Source organism: Microcoleus sp. B9-D4 (genome assembly GCF_036705105.1).
Lineage (GTDB): Bacteria > Cyanobacteriota > Cyanobacteriia > Cyanobacteriales > Microcoleaceae > Microcoleus.
Window position 1 is genome coordinate 203,287 of the sequence record NZ_JAUBTS010000003.1, and the last position, 18,839, is coordinate 222,125.

Here is an 18,839-nt window from a genome sequence, read left to right on the forward strand (position 1 = left end):
TCTACGAAGAATGCCCCAGTAGTGCAATCACAGATACAATCTATACGGCTGGAGTCACTGGTATGGATTTCTGGGAAATAAGCGAAACCAGTTTGAATGGTCGCAAAGATTTTTCCAAAGGTCGAGTTGAATTGCAAATCCGCGATCGTTTCGACCTAACAGACTTTGCTGAAATTGCCTATCAAGCCAAGGAAATTATCGCCCAGAACTTCGGAGAAGAAACCCTCAAACTGCACTATGCACTGGCAATGATTGCCTTCCGCAAGCCCGAAGTCGGGAGAGAGCAAATTACAGTATCAGCATCTAAACTCCTAGCTGACTTTGGTGAGAATAACAAAAAGAAACACTACATCCCAAAAGCCGAACGAGACGCCAATAGCCAGCCAGCCCGATACCTTTCTAAAGAAGAAAAACTAAGAGCCTTAGCCTATCATGGATATCTGCTAAAACGATTAGAAGTTTCCGTTAAAGCTTGGCGGATACGCAATAAAATATTTACTATTGAACACTCCAATCTCTGGGAGATTTTTCAAATTACCGAGGTGTTTCATCAAGAAAAAAACACCTTGATCGATATTGAAATCACTTATCGCCCTGGCAAATGGTTTGACAAATTTGCAGGTCACGAATACTTGCGGGAATTTGGCTACCTTACCAGCGAGGCGCTAAAACTAGATTATTACCAGGAAAAAATGGCTCTCAGACTGGCTTATTTTGCCCTATTTGCCCTGCAACAGCACAAAAGCGGTCGGTATCAAATAGAAACACTGCTGACGCGAATCGGGTATAAGAACGACATAGAGACAGCCAAGAGAAACGGAGTTACTGCCTCGAATTTAAAGCGCAGCTTCGATCGAGGGCTGAAAACACTGGGAAATTTTGAATACCCCTACCTCTTTGACTACGAACCCGATGTCCCTGACTGGGCGCATCCAAACAGCAAAGTCAAAAAGCCTAATCACTGGTTTGAAACCTGGCTACAGCTTAACGGGACTTTACGCCAGCCAGAAGCGCTACCCAAACACCCACCACAACCAGAGCCAAAACCAGAGCAACCGCAACCGCCAAAAAGACCCGCCCGCAAGCGGAAGTCACCTCAGCCAGCAGCCAACCTAACCGAACCCATAGCTTTTGGTCAGTGGGTGAGAGAAGCTCGGAAAGCTCTGGGAGAAAGCCTGAGAACAATGGCAAAAGAGCTGGGGATTTCAGCATCCCAGCTATCTCAGATTGAAAACGGCTGCTATCCACATACCATCAAGCCCAGCCTGAAAACCAAGATAATTCGTCACCTTGGCTTAAATGAGTAACTAGCCAACCAAAAGGCATCTTGCATCCAGCGGAAAGACTCCCAATTCAGGGGGTCTTTTTAGCTTTTTGAGCAGCAGAGTGTTTAAACCGCTAAACACCTAAAAAATTGGCAAATTTGCTTGAATCTCTTATCTGACAATGGTTTCAGCGCCTAAACACTTTGGGGGTATTCGGAAAAGTTTTGGGGGTATTCGGAAAAGTTTTGGGGGTATTCGGAAAAGTTGTAAATTTGAAACCTTTGTCCTGTATAGCTTTCAGCGCCTAAAAATCTCCTGAGTAGTTTGAGTAGTTTAACGGAGTGTCACTAACCACAGCAGCCGAGTCAGACAGGCTAAGGATTGATTTCAAATTCTGCCCAATATAAAACGTGACGAGAGAAATTTATCTGAGGTGCTGGAAGCATTGCCGTCAAACCAAACGCACGGGAATTGCCCGCAGCCTTGCTGACACCAGAGAAACACCCCTACCCCTACGAAAAGCCCCCTCAACCCCGCCTAACCGCTTCCGGCTGCCCCGACCTTCCACCAACACCGGGGGTGTCCAATGACATCGTTCATCTCCCCACTGTCCGAATGGCTGGCTTCAGGCGTAGACCCCGACCTCATCGCCCTCAACATCCAAACCCTCTCAGGCGACACCCCGTACCAATACCTCCTGTACGAAATCAACGCCGCCTCCGGCAGAGTCCACCCCGACGCACAATGGCGGTGGGCCAGAAAGCACTACAGCCACATCGAACACGGTGGCTGGTGGTGCAATGGTCTTGACCCCCTCAACAACTGGCAACCCATGTATTGGGGCTGCTTCAAACCTCACCAGCCCCGAAATACCTTTGACCCCAAAGGCAAAATCAAACCCGTCAAATACGAACACCCCCCCAAAACCCCCACCAGAGCCTTCTTCCTGCAAGTCCCAGACCACATCTGGGCAAAAGTCGCAGCCCGCTACGGTGTCCCCATCGACCCAGAGGATTTGGGAGATGGGGAGCGGGGGAGCAAGGGAGAGGGGGAGCAGGGGAGACGGGGAGCAAGGGAGCGGGGGAGACGGGGAGACGGGGAGAGGAAAGACGAAAATCTCTCCTCTGCCTCTAGCCCGTGCAGCCCCTCTGCGACCCCTACCTCATCCCCAAACCAGCCTCAGTTCTGGCAATGGGTGTGGGACAACAACATCCCCGTCATCATCGTCGAAGGCGCAAAAAAAGCCGGATGCTTACTCACACTGGGCTACGCCGCCATCGCCCTCCCCGGTGTCACCGGCGGTGTCAGAACCAAAACCCCTCAAGGGGAAAAATGCGACCCCTACCTCATCCCCGAACTGCAACACTTTGCCACAGAGGAACGCTCCATCTACATCTGCTTTGACCGCGACAGCAAACGCCAAACCGTCCAGAACGTCAACCGGGAAATTGGCAAACTCGGCCGCCTTTTCACTGCCGCCAAATGCCCCGTCAAAGTCATCAACCTGCCAGGGCCAGAAAAAGGCGTTGACGATTTCGTGGTATCGAAGGGCTCCGATGCCTTCAGCGCCCTCAAAAATGAAGCGCAAGGCTTCCAATTCTGGCTTGATAGGGAATCATGGCTTTTAACCTATCCCGCCTCTTTAAAGCTAAATTCTCGCTATCTGGGAAAACTCCCCTATCCAGAGTCCGGTTTAGCCTGCATCAAAGCCCCCAAAGGCACCGGCAAAACCCAAGCCCTCACCAACTTAGTCTCACAATCCCTTTCCACAGGCGATCGCCGCGTGCTGATAATTACCCATAGGATTCAACTGGGCAGGGCTATCTGTGCCAGCTTAGGAATCAACTACATCGACGAAACCAGAGACTCAGCCGAGGGTAAACTGTTCGGATATGGCTTGTGCATAGACAGCCTCCACCCCCTATCTCAAGCTAAATTCAATCCAGAAGACTGGTTCGGTGCGATCGTCATCATTGATGAGTGCGAACAAGTCATCTGGCACGCCTTAAACAGTTCAACTTGCCGCGAAAACCGAGTCGCCATCTTGCAAACTCTGCAAGAACTCATCCACAACGTCTTGACAAGTGGTGGCTTAGTTGTTGCCCAAGATGCAGATTTATCGGATTACAGCATTGACTACCTAATAGCCATAGCAGGTATTCCTATTTCTCCTTGGGTTGTTATCAATGAGTGGCAGCCAAAACGAGGGCGAGATGTGACGTTCTTTGCCACTTCTAACCCAGCTTCGCTGTATGTGCAGATGGAGCAAATTCTGTCTCAACAAGTCACTTGTTGTGACATTGAAAGCCGTGCCGAATGCTGTCCTATAAGCTTAAACTGTGCCGAATTTGGTGGTAAAAATCCTGCTGAATGTAGTTCTGAAAGCCCTGTCAAATGTTGTCCTGTAATCCGGGGTGAATATGGGTTAAAAAGCCGTGCCAAATTTTGTCCTATAACCTGTGCTGAATATGGCTTTAACACTCGTGCCAAATGCTCTCCTATAACCTGTACTAAATATGGCTCTAAAAGCCCTACTGAATATTGTCAGAAAACCTCTGAGCAATATCCTGTAAAATGCGCTAAATATGACAGTGAAATCTGTGCTAAATATTGTCAAAAAACCTCTGAGCAATATCCTGTAAAATGCGCTAAATATGACAGTGAAATCTGTGCTAAATATGGTCAAAAAACCTCTGGGGAATGTCCTGTAAAACCTGCTAAATGTGACTGTAAAAGCCATCCTGAATATGATCAGATAACCTCTGGTGAATGTCCTATTGTAAAAGGCGCTGAATGTGACTGTAAAAGCCATCCTGAATGTGACTGTAAAAGCCATCCTGAATATTATCAGAAAACCTCTGGTGAATGTCCTATTGTAAAATTCACTGAATGTGACTCTCAATGCTTTGCTAAATATGTTTCGGAAAACCCTAGTGAATATGACTGTAAAAACCCTGCTAAGTGTGATTGTGAAACAACCGCACAATGTAGCCCAATAAACTTTACTGAATGTAACTTTAAAAAACCTACTGAATCTCACCCTATAGAGCGATATCGACCGCGCATTATGGTTGTAGAAGACTCACAAAAAGTTACAGGGAATTGGTCTTGCCGCAACCTTGAAACCCAACTGCAAAAACGCTTTCCTCATCAGCGAATTCTCAGAATTGATAGCGAATCAGTATCAGATCCAAATCATCCCGCTTACGGTTGCATTGACCAACTAAATACACTCATACAAAACTATGACATCATCATCGCTAGTCCCACAATTGGCACAGGAGTTAGCATTGACCTTCGCCATCATTTTACAGCGGTTTTCGGCATTTTTAAAGGAGCAATTGCTGTCAATGACGCTTTGCAAGCACTAGCGCGAGTTCGAGATGAAACTGTGCCTTGGTTTGTCTGGACTGCGCCCTTTGGTGTGGGCAAAATTGGTAATGGCAGTTCGAGTTACCAAGCAATTCTCAAATCTCAGAAAAAAGTCATCACAACCAATCTCAAATTGTTGCAAGGCGTGGATTTTGACATTAATGAAGCTTACGACCCAATTCACTTGCGGACTTGGGCTAAAATGGGGGCGAGAATTAATGCTGGGATGTGGAACTACAGGGAGGCAATTTGGGAAGCTTTAAAAGCTGAAGGGCATTCAGTTTCGCTATGTCGAGAGAATCAATTACAACAAGAACTCAAAGTTTTGCTGTTACGACAGCTTGCAGCAAACAATGCTCAAAATTGGGATTTGTTGGAAGAACTAGAGTCGCAAGACCGCAAATTAAAGTCGGAGTTAGATAGCCGGGAAACGGTAGCAGCTTGCATCCGTGCAGAAGCGACATCTATTAAGGAAGAGAATAAATTGTTAGAAGCGCAGGCTGTTAATAGTGCTTCTGACATTACTTTTTCTAAATACTTAGAATTGAAGGACAAACGGGCTAAGACTCGTGATGAACTAAACCAGCAGCGCAAGTATCAATTACAAGAGACTTATGGAGTGCCCATCACGCCTGAACTTAAGTTGAAGGATGATGCTGGCTGGCTGCCTCAAATTCGCTTACATTACTATTTAATTTATGACCCGGAGTTGGTCAGATTTCGAGATAAAAATCACTTGGCGGGGCATCTGGAAAGGGGGCAAGGAAAGGTGTGTCCTCAAGATTTGCGTTTGCTGACGGCAAGTGTGGAAGCTTTGAAGGCGTTGGGAATAAAGTCGTTGTTTAATGTTAACCGGGAGTACCGGGGGACTGACGCGGATGTGATAGCTTTTGCGGAACAAGTGAAGCAGTGCAGTGTTGATATTAAGGATTTTCTGGGTATTAGTGTCAGTCCTCAGATGACACCAATGGAGGTGGTGCAGTATATTTTAAGGGGTAAGCTAGGCTTTACTTTGCGGCGGGTTCGCCAAGAAAGGTCGGAGGAACGAGATGCTAAAGGTCGGCCCAAACGCATTAGGGTTTACCAGTTTGAGTTTCCCCAGGATGGCAGGGAGGCGATTTTTGAGGTTTGGCAGCAGCGGGATAAAGAGGCAGTGTCGGCGGAAGGTGCACGAGAGTGTTTAGAAGGGGTTTCTAGTGGCACAGGGTCGGATAATAGTATAGAGATGTCAGGGGGTGTGCCTCCCCTTGGTTTATCTCAACAGATTAATGAGGTGGGAACTGCTGGCACAGGGTCGGATAATAATATAGAGATATCTGAGGTTGTGCCGCCTCTTGGTTTTCCTCAACAAAATAATGAGGTGGGAACTGTCGGCACAGGGTCGGATAATAATATAGGGATGTCAGAGGGTGTGTTTTCTCAGGATTTGCCTCAACAAAATAATGAGGTGGGAACTGCTGGCACAGGGTCGGATAATAATATAGAGATATCTGAGGGTGTGTCGCCTCTGGATGAGGAATGGGCTCACACTACTCAAGTGTTCGGAGTGGAAGCTGCACCTGGGGAGACATTAACAACTGAAGAGATGGGAGTTGCAGCTTCATATCAGGCGATAGAGCCCGAAACTCATGCTATTCCCACTTATGAGGTAAAAGTACCCCAAATAGCACCGTCTGAGCTGAAAGTTGGCTCGGTGGTGAGGTTCTGCGGTGAGGTTCAGAAATATGTCGTTAGAGCTGTTTCTGGGGCTCAGGTAATGGTGAAATCCCTGTTTTCGGGGCAATTCGTCAACACTTACGCACACCGCTTAGAGCTTGCAGAAGGGGGGACAGGATGAGTTATTTATGGCGATCGCGATTGATGCTCAGTATTTATTCAGGAGTTGCCTGCTGCTCAACATACTTTTTAAGTTGCTCATTCGGTAATTGTCACTTCACCCATAACGAAAGCAGTAGCCACTTTATCCTTCCAGCAAGCTACTGCTTTTGTATACGTAAGTTATGCGCTTGCTCCCTCTATAGCAGCGGTACGAAGTTCTAAGCATTGCAGGCATTATTAGTGCAATTTTATGGTTCCATCTAGCGTGCCAAGTTAGGGGTGAAATGACAGTAATGTCCGATTAATTTTTGATTAACTTTTATCTCCGCGCCTACCGTCGCGGAGTGGAAGACAGCTGAACTAACAATTCCCGCACCCGGCCTACAAACAAAGCGAGCTACTGAAACCACTTTCCGCAGAGAGTGCTAATTGTGGCGACTGAACGCTCACTCGCCACTGTCCCCTCGCATTGGCGCCCGTCACGCGCCAGGCGATCGCAAAGAAAAAAAACACAACTTTTCGCTTTCCTGAAACCGCTTAGATCCTCGTACAGCAGGTCGGAGCCTTTGAATTAATTATCATAGGAGGTGTATTTCTCCTCAGTTAATCATCCAAAAGGCTGAAGTTAATTATCCGTTTTTTCAGCCCGTGTAGCCATGCTGCACCATGTTGTCAACTGTTGCAATCTAAAAAAGGTTAGCAATGCTTACCGCGAAAATTTTGATTTGGAGTTTTCTGTTAATATGACTATCCAAACTATCAACGATGTACTATTTCCCCCTTTCCTTTTTACCACTCTCTTTTGCTTAGCCTCAGTATTCCTGCACAAACCTGAAGCAGCCCAAGAAGAACTCACAGACAATCGAACCCAAGTAAATGTGTCAACAGTCGCAACACCATCCGATGGTATTGGCAGTGCCGTAAATGGAGCAACAATTGAAATTGAGAAACCAGCCAGATCCCATCACACTCGCCATCAGACCACAGGCAAAAAAACACCAAACAAACCAGCAAAACCAATTGATTTTGCCGCACATTCAGGCGCAAGCACAACCTCAGTTCCTGCCGTTAATACTTCAATAATTTCACTTAGGCAAGCTCGCAAAATTGCTAGCGCCATCAAAGCTGCTGCGCCAGAACTGGGGTTCAAGCAAAAAGTTAACGGCTCTGATTCCTCTATTGAATGGTTGCAGGCTCAAATCAAAAATCGGCTGGAAAATTCTCCCCTAATTGTGATGCCTATCATCCTCAAGCTTGCTCCCAAAGCGGTGATTGCAAATACTCTAGCATCTGCTACTTCCGAACTAGGTGAAAGTGCGCGTTCAGTGTCCTAACAGCGAACGAAAAGTTTCTCAACCAACCAGCGTACTCGTTTACCCTCCGAAACTTATAACAATGCCCAAGCCTTACGAAGGCTTGGGCAGTTCTTTTGACCAGAATAAGCGATTTTCCAATAAAATCCTAATTTTTTATTAAAGGGGAACAAAACTAGCAAAACAACTTGCAAAGTGAATCAAAAAATAGTATAATCAAATTATTACAAGCGCCACTTCTATTTGAGCGTACTGTTATGGCGGCAATTAAACCTGTTACCTTCCTAGACCTCATAGACGCGATCGCCACCTTGCCAATTATCAATTTGCCTGAGAATTTAAGTCAGTTGAGTAGCAATAAAAGCCAATCTAACTGCAATAAAGGACGCGGGCGGAGGCATCCTCGGCGCAGCGCCCCGCAAGTGGCCCATCAAGCGATAAAAGCTTTTCGGCAGACTTGACGAAAGTACCCTTTCGTCCAATAATAAGGGAGCTTTCATTTGGGAGGGCTGCGCCGTGAAGGTTCAAGGCAACGGGCGTGCTAAGATTTTGACGCCCGCCGAAATATCTAGGCTGTTCGACCGGGGTTTTGTTACAGCAAGGGATAGGCTTTTGTTTGCTGTGACTTTTTATTGTGCCTGTCGTATTTCAGAGGCGTTAGCTTTAACAACTCAGGACATTGTTGGCGGTGTGGTGACGCTGCGGAAAGCGACAACTAAGGGCAAGTCAGCAACGCGAACGCTGCCGCTACATCCCATGTTGGCTAAGTTTTTATTGGCTTACAATCCAGATGCGGGTTTTTTGTTTCCGGGGCGAGAGGGTACGAAGCCTTTGACACGCTCTCAGGCAGACTTGATTTTTAAAGAAGCTTGCAAGCGGGTAAGAATTAAGGGAGCTTCCACACATTCGATGAGGCGGACAGCACTCACGAACTTGAGCAATGCTGGGGTGCCACTGCGGGTAATTATGGAGATATCAGGTCACAAAAATTTGTCGAGCCTCCAGCGCTATTTAGAAGTGCAGCCGGAACAGCTTGTCAAGGCACTCGGGATTCTGAAGTGAAGCTATCGCGACTTTGGTTCGCCAGATTGTTTCAACAGTTGAAGGCCTCTCCCGTAAGTCTTCTTTGAATTCAGGCGATATTTGGACGCAAGGCTCGCGATGGCTACCCATTTCTTCCCGGATGTATTTGAGCTAAAACAAAGGCAACTGCTATCCGCGACAATCCTGAGTGGTTTGAGCCGCCTGCTCAAGAGTGAAGTGTGAATAAGCTTTCCTGACTCTTGAGTTGTAATTGACGTAATCCCCATAACTCCATAAAAACTATCTTACGGAACCAGTCAAAGGGCAGATATATACTTACTGCTGCAAATGCTAGGAAATGCCCAAATCATTAAAAATGACTCCACCAATCAACAACCCGAAGGTACTTATCAGTGCGACACCAGCAGTAAATACACCGGAATCCTGATTGTCATTACACCCACAAACCGCCAATATTTACCCCTTAAAAGTTAGATATTTGGGGTAATTTTGGTTGGTAGCGACTACTATATCACTAAAAAAAAGCTCAAATAATTAAGCTATTTTCGGGCGAAAAGCCCTTGTGAAAATTTAGGGATATTCATTGATAGTCAGAAGATTGAACTGACAAATTTGTCAGTACAAGACAGGTTTGGCCTTGTCAAAGAGCGGCTATCGCCGCTATTGGGAGTGACCTGCTCATTTAAGTTGAGTCCATTCTTAACAATAACGAACGCATTCATTTTCTTAAAAGCGGTTGATGATGGACACTTCTGCCCAAAATCCAGCTATTGCCTTCATGGATGAGGCACAAGAACAGATGGCAACCTTCGCTGCATTTCTCAGCAGCACAAACAATTCTCACTCTTTCGCCAGCAAACGTTTGAAAGGGCTAACGAAACTTCTACAACGGCTAATTGTCCAACCAGGCAGCAGCTTGCAGCGGAACCGCGAAAGCAATATTCAGCTTTACTGCAATTAGCTTATGCGATCGCCCGCACTTTAAAAGAACCTATCTTGCAGAAGCAACTTGCAGGGACTCTCACATTCATAGGAAAGCCTTCATCACGGGCGATCGCCCTCAAAAAAGCCAGTTAGCTGTTAAGAATTATGATTGACTTCTATTTCAGTTAACTGGCTCCCTTTCAATTAACCACACAAAATTCAAAGAGGGATGCTATCTCGCCTTGACATCCTCACCGGGAATTGAGCCACGGTGATTCCAAGAATCACTTCTTAGACCTTTCTGCTTCATCGCAACTGCCATCAGACTTATGCCTATCCGGTCTTACGTTAGCTCCACAGACTTTCACCGCAAGCCCTGCGGCAAGAATGTTTTGTGCGGCGTTGATATCTCGGTCGTGGTGCGCCCCGCAGATTGGGCAATCCCATTCCCGAACATTCAATGGCATTTTTTCCATGATGTGACCGCAATTGCCACACCGCTTAGAACTCGGAAACCATCGGTCAATCTTGATTAAAGTACGACCGTACCAGTCACACTTGTATTCAAGCTGTCTTACCAACTCGCCCCAACTCGCATCACTGATGGAGAGGGCAAGTTTGGGGTTCTTCACCATATTCTTCACGGCCAAATCCTCGACGGCGATCGTTTGGTTTTCGCGCACCAATCGAGTGGTCAGCTTGTGAAGAAAATCCTTTCTCGCGTCAGCGATGGACTGATGCACCTTTGCCACTTTGAGTCGTGCCTTGTGGCGATTGTTCGATCCATGAAGCTTGCGACTCAACGCCTTCTGAGCTTTCCTGAGCTTGCGGCGTTTCGCATTGAAGCCTTTGGGGTTGGCAATCTTCTCGCCATCGCTCAAGGCAACCAGGCTGGTCACACCCAAATCTACCCCAATTTCACTGGAGCATTTTGGCAATGGCTCAATCTCGACATCCACCAGCAAGGAAACTGTCCAGCGTCCAGCAGGCGAGAGCTTCACCGTAATGGTCGATGGAGTTGCACCTGGTGGCAATTCTCGACTCCAGCGAATCGACAGGGGTTCAGAACACTTGGCAAGAAAGACTTGCCCGTCTCTGAACTTGAAGGCAGACTTGGTAAACTCTGCGCTGCCGCCGTTGCGTTTCTTCTTGAAGGTGGGGTATTTCGCCCGCCCGTCGAAGAAGTTCGAGAATGCTTTCTGAAGGTGTCTCAATCCTTGCTGCAATGGGACACAGCTAACCTCGTTGAGGAATTGCAGATATTCCTGCTTTTTCCATTCGGTCAACATTGCCGAAGTATCGCTGTAACCGACTCGCTTCTTCTGCTCGTACCAAGCCTGTGTTCTCACAGCAAGGGCGCGATTGTAGACCAAACGAGTACAGCCCATCGTGCGTCTCAACAAGGTTTCTTGTTCAGGCGTGGGATAGAAGCGGTACTTAAAGGCTTTTTGCGTCATGTCTCACATTATAGCAATTATCCTGTGAGATGCGTAAGTTCTAATGTAAAGCCGTGCTAGAAGCACGGGGTTTCTAACCCATTTTAGCAGGAGCTAGTGGAATTAACGCATTGGCTTGACCAACAACTAACTGAAGATTCGATCCGGCGATATCTCGAAGCTGCTAATAAAGGTAATTGGACAGCGATTTCTGTACTGCCAAGATTTTTGCAACGCATCCCTAAAAATTTTTGACAACAGAATCATTACCATTAAGCGAACGCAATCTTTCCTTGTAACTATGAGAGAGATTGGTATTAGTGCCAATTCCTAGCAACACTAATTAATGGCCAAAAACTCTGCCTATTTCCGTAACACAAATAAAACACAGAATCAAGTAGTAGCCATTGGAGAAAGAGCGCTTGTACAATGCGTTAAAAGCTGGTGTCCTCCCAGTTTTGAATCAAGATTTCCAGGGGGAATCATCCCTTTCTGGATTCCTATACTTCCTGAGCGACCGCACTCTGATGCAGAAATTCTCAAGTTTGAACCGCTCCACTATCACTTTGACTTTCGCTTTTGGCATGACCGACTTATCAACTTATTCTTCACAGATGGGGAAACTGCTGAAGATTGGCAAGCACGAGTTCAATTAGCTTGTGAAGTTATCGAAATAAAACAAGTGGTGCGCTTGTGCTACCGCAATATACCAATCCTTTCAGCCGACTACAACTTCTTGCCACGCTTGGAGGAAGCTTACTCGAATTGCTCCTTGCTGCCTGGTAATATTTGCCCCCACAAAGGTTATAAACTTTTGCCAAATACCAAGCACCCTAATTTAGGAACCTGCCCGGGTCACGGCTTAGCATTTAACTTCAAAACAGGGCAATTATGCCGGAGAAAGGAATTTACACAGCTTGATTTCAGTTGATTGATTTAGGGGAATATCGCGCTGCAATTTCTTTATCAAGAAATTTGCCTGAAAACCTGTCAAAAAAAGTCAGGTGCAATCGATTCACAGCTATGAACTTATGTCAATCTTAAAAGGAAGTCGAGATTTGATTTCGGCGCTGCCGCTAAGAGATTTGAAGGGGATGCCACCTTCAATCGAATTGCCTGCTAATTTTGCCGAAATTCATCCCCCGCGCTTTGATTACGGCGAGATAGTGCGCTGGGTGGGTGTTGGCGATGAAGGTGACTGGGGGATAGTTATTGGCAAATTTTACAACTACGAACAGCGCCGTTGCTGTTGGATGTGGTGCTACATAATTTGGTTGGCTCCTGATTCCAAGAGTGCAGCTTGGTGTCAATTTGATACGGCGTGGGAGGAAGATTTGGAGGGGTTTGAGGATGAAAAAGCCGCAGACTTTGACAGATAGAGAGCGCAATTTAATTGCAGCTTACAGCCAATGCCAATTGGGAATGACGCCGAAGCAGTTTTATGGCAAGTGGGCGGTGAGTTACGAGGAAATCGCTTTTATTTGTTCCCGTTCTAATTCTACAGTGCGGGGTTGGTTTAAAAAAGGAAAAAATCGAAGATTTCCTACTCCTGTCGATTTGCGTCATCTGGCAGTAATGGACTTTCTGCTGGAACATTTTGAGGAAATTCCAGAGGCACTGGCAACCTTGCTATGTCGGCTTTCTGAAGATAATAGCGTGCATTAGTAGTGGCGCGTCTGCTTGAAATTAGTGCATTGAACAATTGCCCGTGTTTTCTCAAATTGATAAACTTCAAAGCGTTTCACGGAGGCCCAGCACCCGTTATGGATCAAAGAAACTCTTTCTCCCCTTCTCCCCTTCTCCCCCTCTCCCCCTCTCCCCTTCTCCCTTCTCCCCTGCGAGTTTCTGAGGAGATTTCTAATGCCTCATTTCCAAATAGACGCGCCACTATTGTTTTTGATTTTATATACATCAAGCCTTTTCAGCATCAAAAAATAATTTGAGCTGGTTTCAGCACAAATATAGTCAATTGTCAATATCACCGTGACCTGTCTTTGACAATATTGTTTCAATTAAGGTAATGGCAGGTAATCAAACACAAACACAATTTGTTACTGTTATCAGGAGGTTAAAATGACCTATTTTGAGAAGTTGCACCCGTGGTGCTTAATTCGCTTACTTCCTAATTGCCAGCGTATTGTTGTGGCGCGATTTCGCAAGAGAAACGATGCAGATGAGCATCTGCGGGTTTTGCAACGGTTGGTTAAACATCGCACATTTGTGATTATTTTTGATAGTCAAGAACAGCCAGTTTTGCCTCAAGATTGATGGGTCAAGCTTATTTTGAAGTCGAATTAGTCAAAGTACCTGCATTAGATTAATAACTCCGCTTCTCCACAATTTCTCCTAGTTATCAATCCAACTGATAACTGGGAGAGTTTTTGATGGGTGCATAAGTCCTAACTATGTAAAATTTGAGTAGCAGTCAAATCAACAAAACAAATTATACAAGACTTACGCCCCAAGTGTTTAAATACACTATTGGTAGCGGTAAGGTGCTTATGGCTCACCCTACATATAGAGGTTATGCGTAAGTCCTGTTAGAGTTATTATTATCGTCTCCATCAATTATAGGACTTACGCATTGTAACGGTGTAACAAGGCTTTGCGATTACTTCGCGACCCTCGTAATGACAGAAATACGTTGTTCTTGCGTAAGTCCTGAATTAATTATTGTGTAAATTTCAGCTACCGCTGATTAGTGTTTGAAAGATAGTAGAAGAAACCAACCCTATGATTCAAACACTGGTAAAACCGAATTTTCAATTAACTTCTCAACAAAACAACGCCCTCCAACTCCTCGAACAATTTGTAGCAAGTTCTAAACGGGTATTCGGGCTATTTGGATATGCAGGTACGGGAAAATCAACCCTTGTCAACCTGGTAGCAGAACAATTAGTCAGCGCCGGAAAGAGAGTCGCTTTCACCGCTCCCACCAATAAAGCTGTAGGCGTATTGCGACGGATGGCTGCTGAAAAAGGACTGAGAGGAGTAGACTTTATGACCATCCACCAGCTACTGGGATTAGCTCCAGTCAAACAGGGGCAAAATAAAATCCTCAAACAAGTTTCTCCTTCTTTCCTTCACCTGTACGACACCATTTTTCTCGATGAGTGCAGTATGGTTACAGCAGAACTGTGGAATATTATTCAAGAAAGAATTGCTAGCGCTTTACTCATCGGCAGCAATCGGCAGCTTATTGTTATGGGCGACCCCGCACAATTGCCTCCTGTTAATAAGGGCGAAATAGAAGAGAAAAAATCTCAATCCTTCAGCGTGCCTGAAAAAGCCGTTTTAACAGAGGTCGTCAGGCAAGGTGCGGGCAGCCCCCTGCTAGAATTCGTAACAGCTTGCCGCACGGCTGTCAAGAGCAAAGAGGCGTTCAAACCCTTCTCCAAATTCAGCCTTGATAAAAAAAACGGAGCCTTCTTAGTCCGAGAAAAAACGCTGCTGAAATACGCCTTAAAAAAGTTCTCTTCTACTTTCCCTCAAGACCCTGATTGCTTTCGCATCCTCTGCTACACTAACGAGCGCGTCGCCTACTGGAATAGCAAAATCAGAGCCAAAATCTACGGAAAAAATGCTCCCAGATTTATTATTGGAGAGAGGTTGATTGCTAAAGCTCCCGTTATTGCTCCCGACGGCAAAACCGTCATCCTGCCCACATCAGCAGAAGTGGAAATTGCCGAATTTCAAGAGGATAGGTACTCTGGCTATAAAGCCTGGAATCTCCAGGTTAAAACCGATGCAGGCGACCAACGCCAAATTTACATCCTCCACGAAAGTGACGCTTGCCGATTCCAACAGGACAATGCTAGGTTACTGCAAAATGCTAAAAGCAATCCAAGCTTATGGAAAGCATGGTATAACCATTGTGAAATCTTTGCAGACATGAGAAATTGTTGGGCAATTACTGTGCATAATTCTCAAGGATCTACCTTCACGGAGGTGGGAATTGACAGCAGTGATATCGGCAGGAAAGTTGCTACTAAATTGCTGTATCTTGCTCAAGTTTTCCCTTGTAAAAAACATCAATTTGTTAAAGAATACCGCGACAGTATTCGAGCGCACAATCAGCTTATGTACGTGAGTTGTAGTCGTGCGAAGCAGCGGGTTTTTGTTACTAAGTAAGCCTAGTTTATATTGGCTGAATGGCACTTTTAGAGTTTAAGGGCGATGCCTGCGGACTTCGACGGTTCCGGCTGAGCGCAAACCGTCGAACGCTAGCTACTCCTACTTGCTTGCAGTCTGACCAGACGATCGCCCTTGAAATGTGCTACTTTTTTAATCGTACTCAAGGGCGATTACAGTAATGTTTATATAAAGATAGCATCGGGTACAATAACAATACGGGACTAAAAGCTGAGAAAATTGTTAGGTTGCGATCGCACTCTTTATCTCACCAAAAAAGTTGCACCAACTTAAAACAGTGCCACACAGACGGAAGTAGTGTCAAAGTTTTCCAGAGGATGGTAATGAGTTTAACTAGAGCAATTCCAGAACTGGGTCAGTTAGTCAAAGTGCGATCGCGCCAATACGTCGTCACCGAAATACGTCCAACTGCCATACCTGTTAATCCCATGCTACCAGGGTTACAGCAGTTGCAAAACCTAGTGATGCTTTCCTCTGTGGAAGATGATGCTTTGGGAGAAGAATTACAGGTAATCTGGGAATTAGAACCGGGGGCTTTTATTCGCGAACGGATGGAACTACCGCCACCTACAGGTTTTGATGAACCCGCTAAATTAGACGCTTTTTTGGATGCGGTACGCTGGGGGGGCGCTTCAACTGCTGATATTCGTACTATACAATCTCCGTTTCGCAGCGGTATTGATATTGAAGATTATCAACTTGACCCCGTTGTGCGTGCCATTCAAATGCCCCGTGTTAACTTACTAATTGCTGATGATGTAGGATTAGGGAAAACCATTGAGGCGGGATTAGTCGCGCAGGAGTTGACAATTCGCCATCGTTGCCGTCGCATTTTGATTATCTGCCCTTCAGCACTACAAATTCAATGGCGTGACCAAATGCGGGATAAATTTGGTTTAGATTTTCGGATTGTGGATAGTAACTTAATGAAGGAGTTACGGCGTTCTCGCGGGATTCATGTTAATCCTTGGCAGCATTTTCCCAGATTGATTACCTCGATCGATTTTATCAAGCGCGATCGCCCCCTGCGTCTTTTTCGCGAACTCCTCCCCGCCGAAGGCGAACCCCTCTATCCCCGCCGTTTTGACTTGCTGATTGTCGATGAAGCCCACAACGTCGCACCATCCGGCGGCGGAAAATATGCAGTTGACTCCCTCCGAACGACGACCATTAGATTATTAGTTCCTCATTTTGAACACAAATTATTTTTAACCGCAACTCCCCATAACGGTTATCCCGAAAGTTTCACCGCTTTATTAGAATTGTTAGACTCCCAAAGATTTGCTAGGGGTGTTTCTCCTGACAAAAACCAACTGCAAGTTGTCATGGTGCGGCGACTGAAACAGGAGATGAAAAACTGGGATGGTTCGCCTTTATTTCCAGTAAGGAATTTAGCCCCTATTTTAGTAGATTATCCCGCCGCAGAACGGAGGGCGCACGCAGCTTTAAAACATTACACCGAATTACGCGGTAAAGGTGTGGCCGATAATACAGAAAAGTATGCTACTGAATTTGTTTTAAAACTGTTAAAGAAACGCTTGTTTTCTTCACCCGAAGCTTTTGCGATTACCTTAGCCCAGCACGAAAAATCTCTAACTTCAGCCCGTCGCCGGACTGCTACCACTTTATCACGACCAACAGAGGGAATTTTACGCCGTCAATTAGAGCAAGTTGAAGAAGAATTTGCCGATGATGCGGTTTACGAAGAAGCAACCGATGAAGCAATTACTAATACTAGCAGATTGTTTCGCCCACTTTCGGCAGCAGAACAACAATTATTACAAGAAATGCGAGAATGGGCTGAAGATGCCGCCAAACGACCGGATGCCAAAGCTCAAGAGTTATTGAATTGGATTCATACTCAGATTAAACCTAATGGGAAATGGTCGAAACAACGGGTTATTATTTTCACCGAATATCGCGCTACTCAAAAATGGTTGTATAATTTATTAGCAGCCGAAAGATTAATCGAAGGAGACAGATTGATGACTCTTTATGGCGGCATGGTTTCGGAAGATAGGGAAAAAGTCAAAGCAGCTTTTCAAACCGACCCTGATATTTCCCCTGTGCGGATTTTACTGGCAACTGATGCAGCTTCGGAAGGGTTAGATTTACAGAATTATTGTTCTAAGTTGATTCATTATGAAATTCCTTGGAATCCGAATCGGATGGAACAGCGGAATGGCAGAATTGACCGTCACGGACAAAAAGCTCAGGAGGTTTTAGTTTATCATTTTGTCGGCAAAGATTATAAACAAAATTCGGTAACGGGAACTAAACCGGGTGATTTAGAAGGGGATTTAGAATTTTTAATGCGGGCGGCATTAAAAGTTAATAATATCCGAGAAGATTTGGGTAAAGTGGGTATGGTGATTGCCCAGCAAGTAGAAGAAGCAATGTTAGGATATCGGACTACTTTAGATACTAGCAAATCTGAACGGGAATCGGAACCTGTGCGACGGATGTTAAAGTTTGAGCGCAAAGTGAGAGAACAGATTGATAAATTGCGGGAACAATTAAACGAAACTCGCCAAAATTTACGGTTGACTCCTGATAATATAGAATCAGTAGTAAAAATTGGGCTAGAGTTAGCAGAACAACCGCCACTGATAGAAACTCAGGTAGCAGGTGTAAAGGGAAAAGCTTTTTATTTACCAGCCCTAAAAAGCAGTTGGGCGATGTGTAGCGAAGGGTTAGCCCATCCCCATACAAAAGAGATTCGTCCGATTGTTTTTGACCCGGAATTAGCCCAGGGTAAAGATAATGTGGTGTTAGCACATTTGAATCATCGGTTAGTACAAATGTGTTTGCGCTTGTTGCGGGCTGAGGTGTGGTCTGGGGAGGAAAGAAAATGCTTGCATCGCGTGACGGCGAGGTTAGTTTCTGCTAGTTCGGGGTTGGAAACTCCGGCGGTGGTTGCTTATGGTAGATTGGTGATTTTAGGAACCGACCAACAACGGTTACATGAAGAGGTGATTACGGCGGGGGGAATGTTGAAGGATGGGAAATTTACCCGGTTGAAAGTGATGCAATTGCAAGGGGCGTTAAATGCAGTTTTACCAGACGCAGCGCCAGATAGCGTTCAACAAAAATTAGCAAATTTTTGGCCGAATTATGCCGATGAATTGCTGAAAACTTTGCAGGCGCGGATGAGCGATCGCACTGCTAGTTTGCAACGGGATTTGCAGAACCGGGCTGATAAAGAGGTGGCGGATATTACGGCTATTTTAACTGAGTTAAAGCTTAGTATTGAAAAAGAGTTTGTTGAACCGGAGTTTAAGCAATTGGAGTTATTTAATACGGAGGAAAAGGCACAATTTGAGCGAAATGTCAATAGTTTAAAGTTGAGGATTGAGCAAATTCCTCGCGAGATTGAACAGGAAACGGATCTGATTAGGGCGAGATTTGCTAATCCAACGCCGCGATTGTTTCCTTTGGCGGTGACATATTTAGTTCCGCAGAAACTTGTGAGGTAAATTAATATCAATAAAGGCACTGAAGTGCCTACTACAAAC

General features: G+C 45.5%; 13 protein-coding genes. 12 read left to right on the top strand and 1 reads right to left on the bottom strand.

What is annotated here, in order from left to right; translation table 11 throughout:
- Nucleotides 1-62: 62 nt before the first annotated feature.
- The 6 genes from QUB24_RS03200 to QUB24_RS03225 all read left to right on the top strand — a co-directional run bounded on the left by QUB24_RS03200 (nucleotide 63) and on the right by QUB24_RS03225 (nucleotide 9,773).
- Nucleotides 63-1,307 (top strand): helix-turn-helix transcriptional regulator, encoded by a 1,245-nt coding sequence (locus QUB24_RS03200; RefSeq protein WP_333150570.1) that lies wholly within the window; start codon nucleotides 63-65, stop codon nucleotides 1,305-1,307.
- A 544-nt stretch (nucleotides 1,308-1,851) separates the two neighbouring features.
- Nucleotides 1,852-6,474: a plasmid replication protein, CyRepA1 family gene (locus tag QUB24_RS03205; protein WP_333150572.1), complete on the top strand. Its 4,623-nt coding sequence runs from the start codon at nucleotides 1,852-1,854 to the stop codon at nucleotides 6,472-6,474.
- A gap of 724 nt (nucleotides 6,475-7,198) precedes the next feature.
- Complete coding sequence (locus tag QUB24_RS03210) at nucleotides 7,199-7,789, top strand: hypothetical protein (protein ID WP_333150574.1); 591 nt, start codon at nucleotides 7,199-7,201, stop codon at nucleotides 7,787-7,789.
- Between the two features lie 236 nt (nucleotides 7,790-8,025).
- Nucleotides 8,026-8,229: a hypothetical protein gene (locus tag QUB24_RS03215; protein WP_333150576.1), complete on the top strand. Its 204-nt coding sequence runs from the start codon at nucleotides 8,026-8,028 to the stop codon at nucleotides 8,227-8,229.
- A gap of 55 nt (nucleotides 8,230-8,284) precedes the next feature.
- Nucleotides 8,285-8,830 carry a tyrosine-type recombinase/integrase gene (locus QUB24_RS03220; protein ID WP_015211723.1) on the top strand — a complete coding sequence of 182 codons (546 nt, stop codon included), beginning with the start codon at nucleotides 8,285-8,287 and terminating at the stop codon, nucleotides 8,828-8,830.
- A gap of 721 nt (nucleotides 8,831-9,551) precedes the next feature.
- Entirely contained in the window at nucleotides 9,552-9,773 is a 222-nt protein-coding gene (locus QUB24_RS03225) for a hypothetical protein (protein WP_333150578.1), read from the top strand.
- 247 nt (nucleotides 9,774-10,020) lie between these two features.
- Here QUB24_RS03225 and QUB24_RS03230 read toward each other — a convergent pair whose 3' ends face one another.
- On the bottom strand, nucleotides 10,021-11,193 hold the full coding sequence (locus tag QUB24_RS03230; RefSeq protein WP_333150579.1) for an RNA-guided endonuclease TnpB family protein: 1,173 nt from the start codon (nucleotides 11,191-11,193) through the stop codon (nucleotides 10,021-10,023).
- A gap of 325 nt (nucleotides 11,194-11,518) precedes the next feature.
- Here QUB24_RS03230 and QUB24_RS03235 point away from each other — a divergent pair, with 325 nt between their 5' ends.
- From QUB24_RS03235 to drmD, 6 genes are all read left to right on the top strand, one after another.
- On the top strand, nucleotides 11,519-12,103 hold the full coding sequence (locus tag QUB24_RS03235) for a hypothetical protein (protein WP_333150581.1): 585 nt from the start codon (nucleotides 11,519-11,521) through the stop codon (nucleotides 12,101-12,103).
- Between the two features lie 100 nt (nucleotides 12,104-12,203).
- A complete protein-coding gene (locus QUB24_RS03240) occupies nucleotides 12,204-12,551 on the top strand; it encodes a hypothetical protein (protein WP_333150583.1) in 348 nt (115 codons plus the stop codon).
- Complete coding sequence (locus QUB24_RS03245) at nucleotides 12,523-12,837, top strand: hypothetical protein (RefSeq protein WP_015211720.1); 315 nt, start codon at nucleotides 12,523-12,525, stop codon at nucleotides 12,835-12,837. The genes QUB24_RS03240 and QUB24_RS03245 overlap by 29 nt, the downstream gene beginning before the upstream one ends.
- 408 nt (nucleotides 12,838-13,245) lie before the next feature.
- Nucleotides 13,246-13,440: a hypothetical protein gene (locus QUB24_RS03250; RefSeq protein WP_015211718.1), complete on the top strand. Its 195-nt coding sequence runs from the start codon at nucleotides 13,246-13,248 to the stop codon at nucleotides 13,438-13,440.
- Between the two features lie 465 nt (nucleotides 13,441-13,905).
- Nucleotides 13,906-15,303, top strand: a complete 1,398-nt coding sequence (locus tag QUB24_RS03255) for an AAA family ATPase (protein ID WP_333150585.1) — start codon at nucleotides 13,906-13,908, stop codon at nucleotides 15,301-15,303.
- Between the two features lie 344 nt (nucleotides 15,304-15,647).
- The gene (gene drmD / locus QUB24_RS03260) at nucleotides 15,648-18,800 is read left to right on the top strand and encodes a DISARM system SNF2-like helicase DrmD (protein ID WP_333150587.1); all 3,153 of its coding nucleotides are present in this window, start codon (nucleotides 15,648-15,650) and stop codon (nucleotides 18,798-18,800) included.
- Nucleotides 18,801-18,839 lie beyond the last annotated feature (39 nt).

What these genes read in the sequence shown, in the direction of transcription:
- QUB24_RS03215 (WP_333150576.1), top strand. Translation starts at nt 8,026, where the DNA reads ATGGCGGCAATTAAACCTGTTACCTTCCTAGACCTCATAGACGCGATC.
- QUB24_RS03210 (WP_333150574.1), top strand. Translation starts at nt 7,199, where the DNA reads ATGACTATCCAAACTATCAACGATGTACTATTTCCCCCTTTCCTTTTT.
- QUB24_RS03225 (WP_333150578.1), top strand. Translation starts at nt 9,552, where the DNA reads ATGATGGACACTTCTGCCCAAAATCCAGCTATTGCCTTCATGGATGAG.
- QUB24_RS03230 (WP_333150579.1), bottom strand. Translation starts at nt 11,193, where the DNA reads ATGACGCAAAAAGCCTTTAAGTACCGCTTCTATCCCACGCCTGAACAA.
- QUB24_RS03245 (WP_015211720.1), top strand. Translation starts at nt 12,523, where the DNA reads ATGAAAAAGCCGCAGACTTTGACAGATAGAGAGCGCAATTTAATTGCA.
- QUB24_RS03250 (WP_015211718.1), top strand. Translation starts at nt 13,246, where the DNA reads ATGACCTATTTTGAGAAGTTGCACCCGTGGTGCTTAATTCGCTTACTT.
- QUB24_RS03255 (WP_333150585.1), top strand. Translation starts at nt 13,906, where the DNA reads ATGATTCAAACACTGGTAAAACCGAATTTTCAATTAACTTCTCAACAA.
- drmD (WP_333150587.1), top strand. Translation starts at nt 15,648, where the DNA reads ATGAGTTTAACTAGAGCAATTCCAGAACTGGGTCAGTTAGTCAAAGTG.
- QUB24_RS03205 (WP_333150572.1), top strand. Translation starts at nt 1,852, where the DNA reads ATGACATCGTTCATCTCCCCACTGTCCGAATGGCTGGCTTCAGGCGTA.
- QUB24_RS03200 (WP_333150570.1), top strand. Translation starts at nt 63, where the DNA reads ATGGATTTCTGGGAAATAAGCGAAACCAGTTTGAATGGTCGCAAAGAT.
- QUB24_RS03240 (WP_333150583.1), top strand. Translation starts at nt 12,204, where the DNA reads ATGTCAATCTTAAAAGGAAGTCGAGATTTGATTTCGGCGCTGCCGCTA.
- QUB24_RS03235 (WP_333150581.1), top strand. Translation starts at nt 11,519, where the DNA reads ATGGCCAAAAACTCTGCCTATTTCCGTAACACAAATAAAACACAGAAT.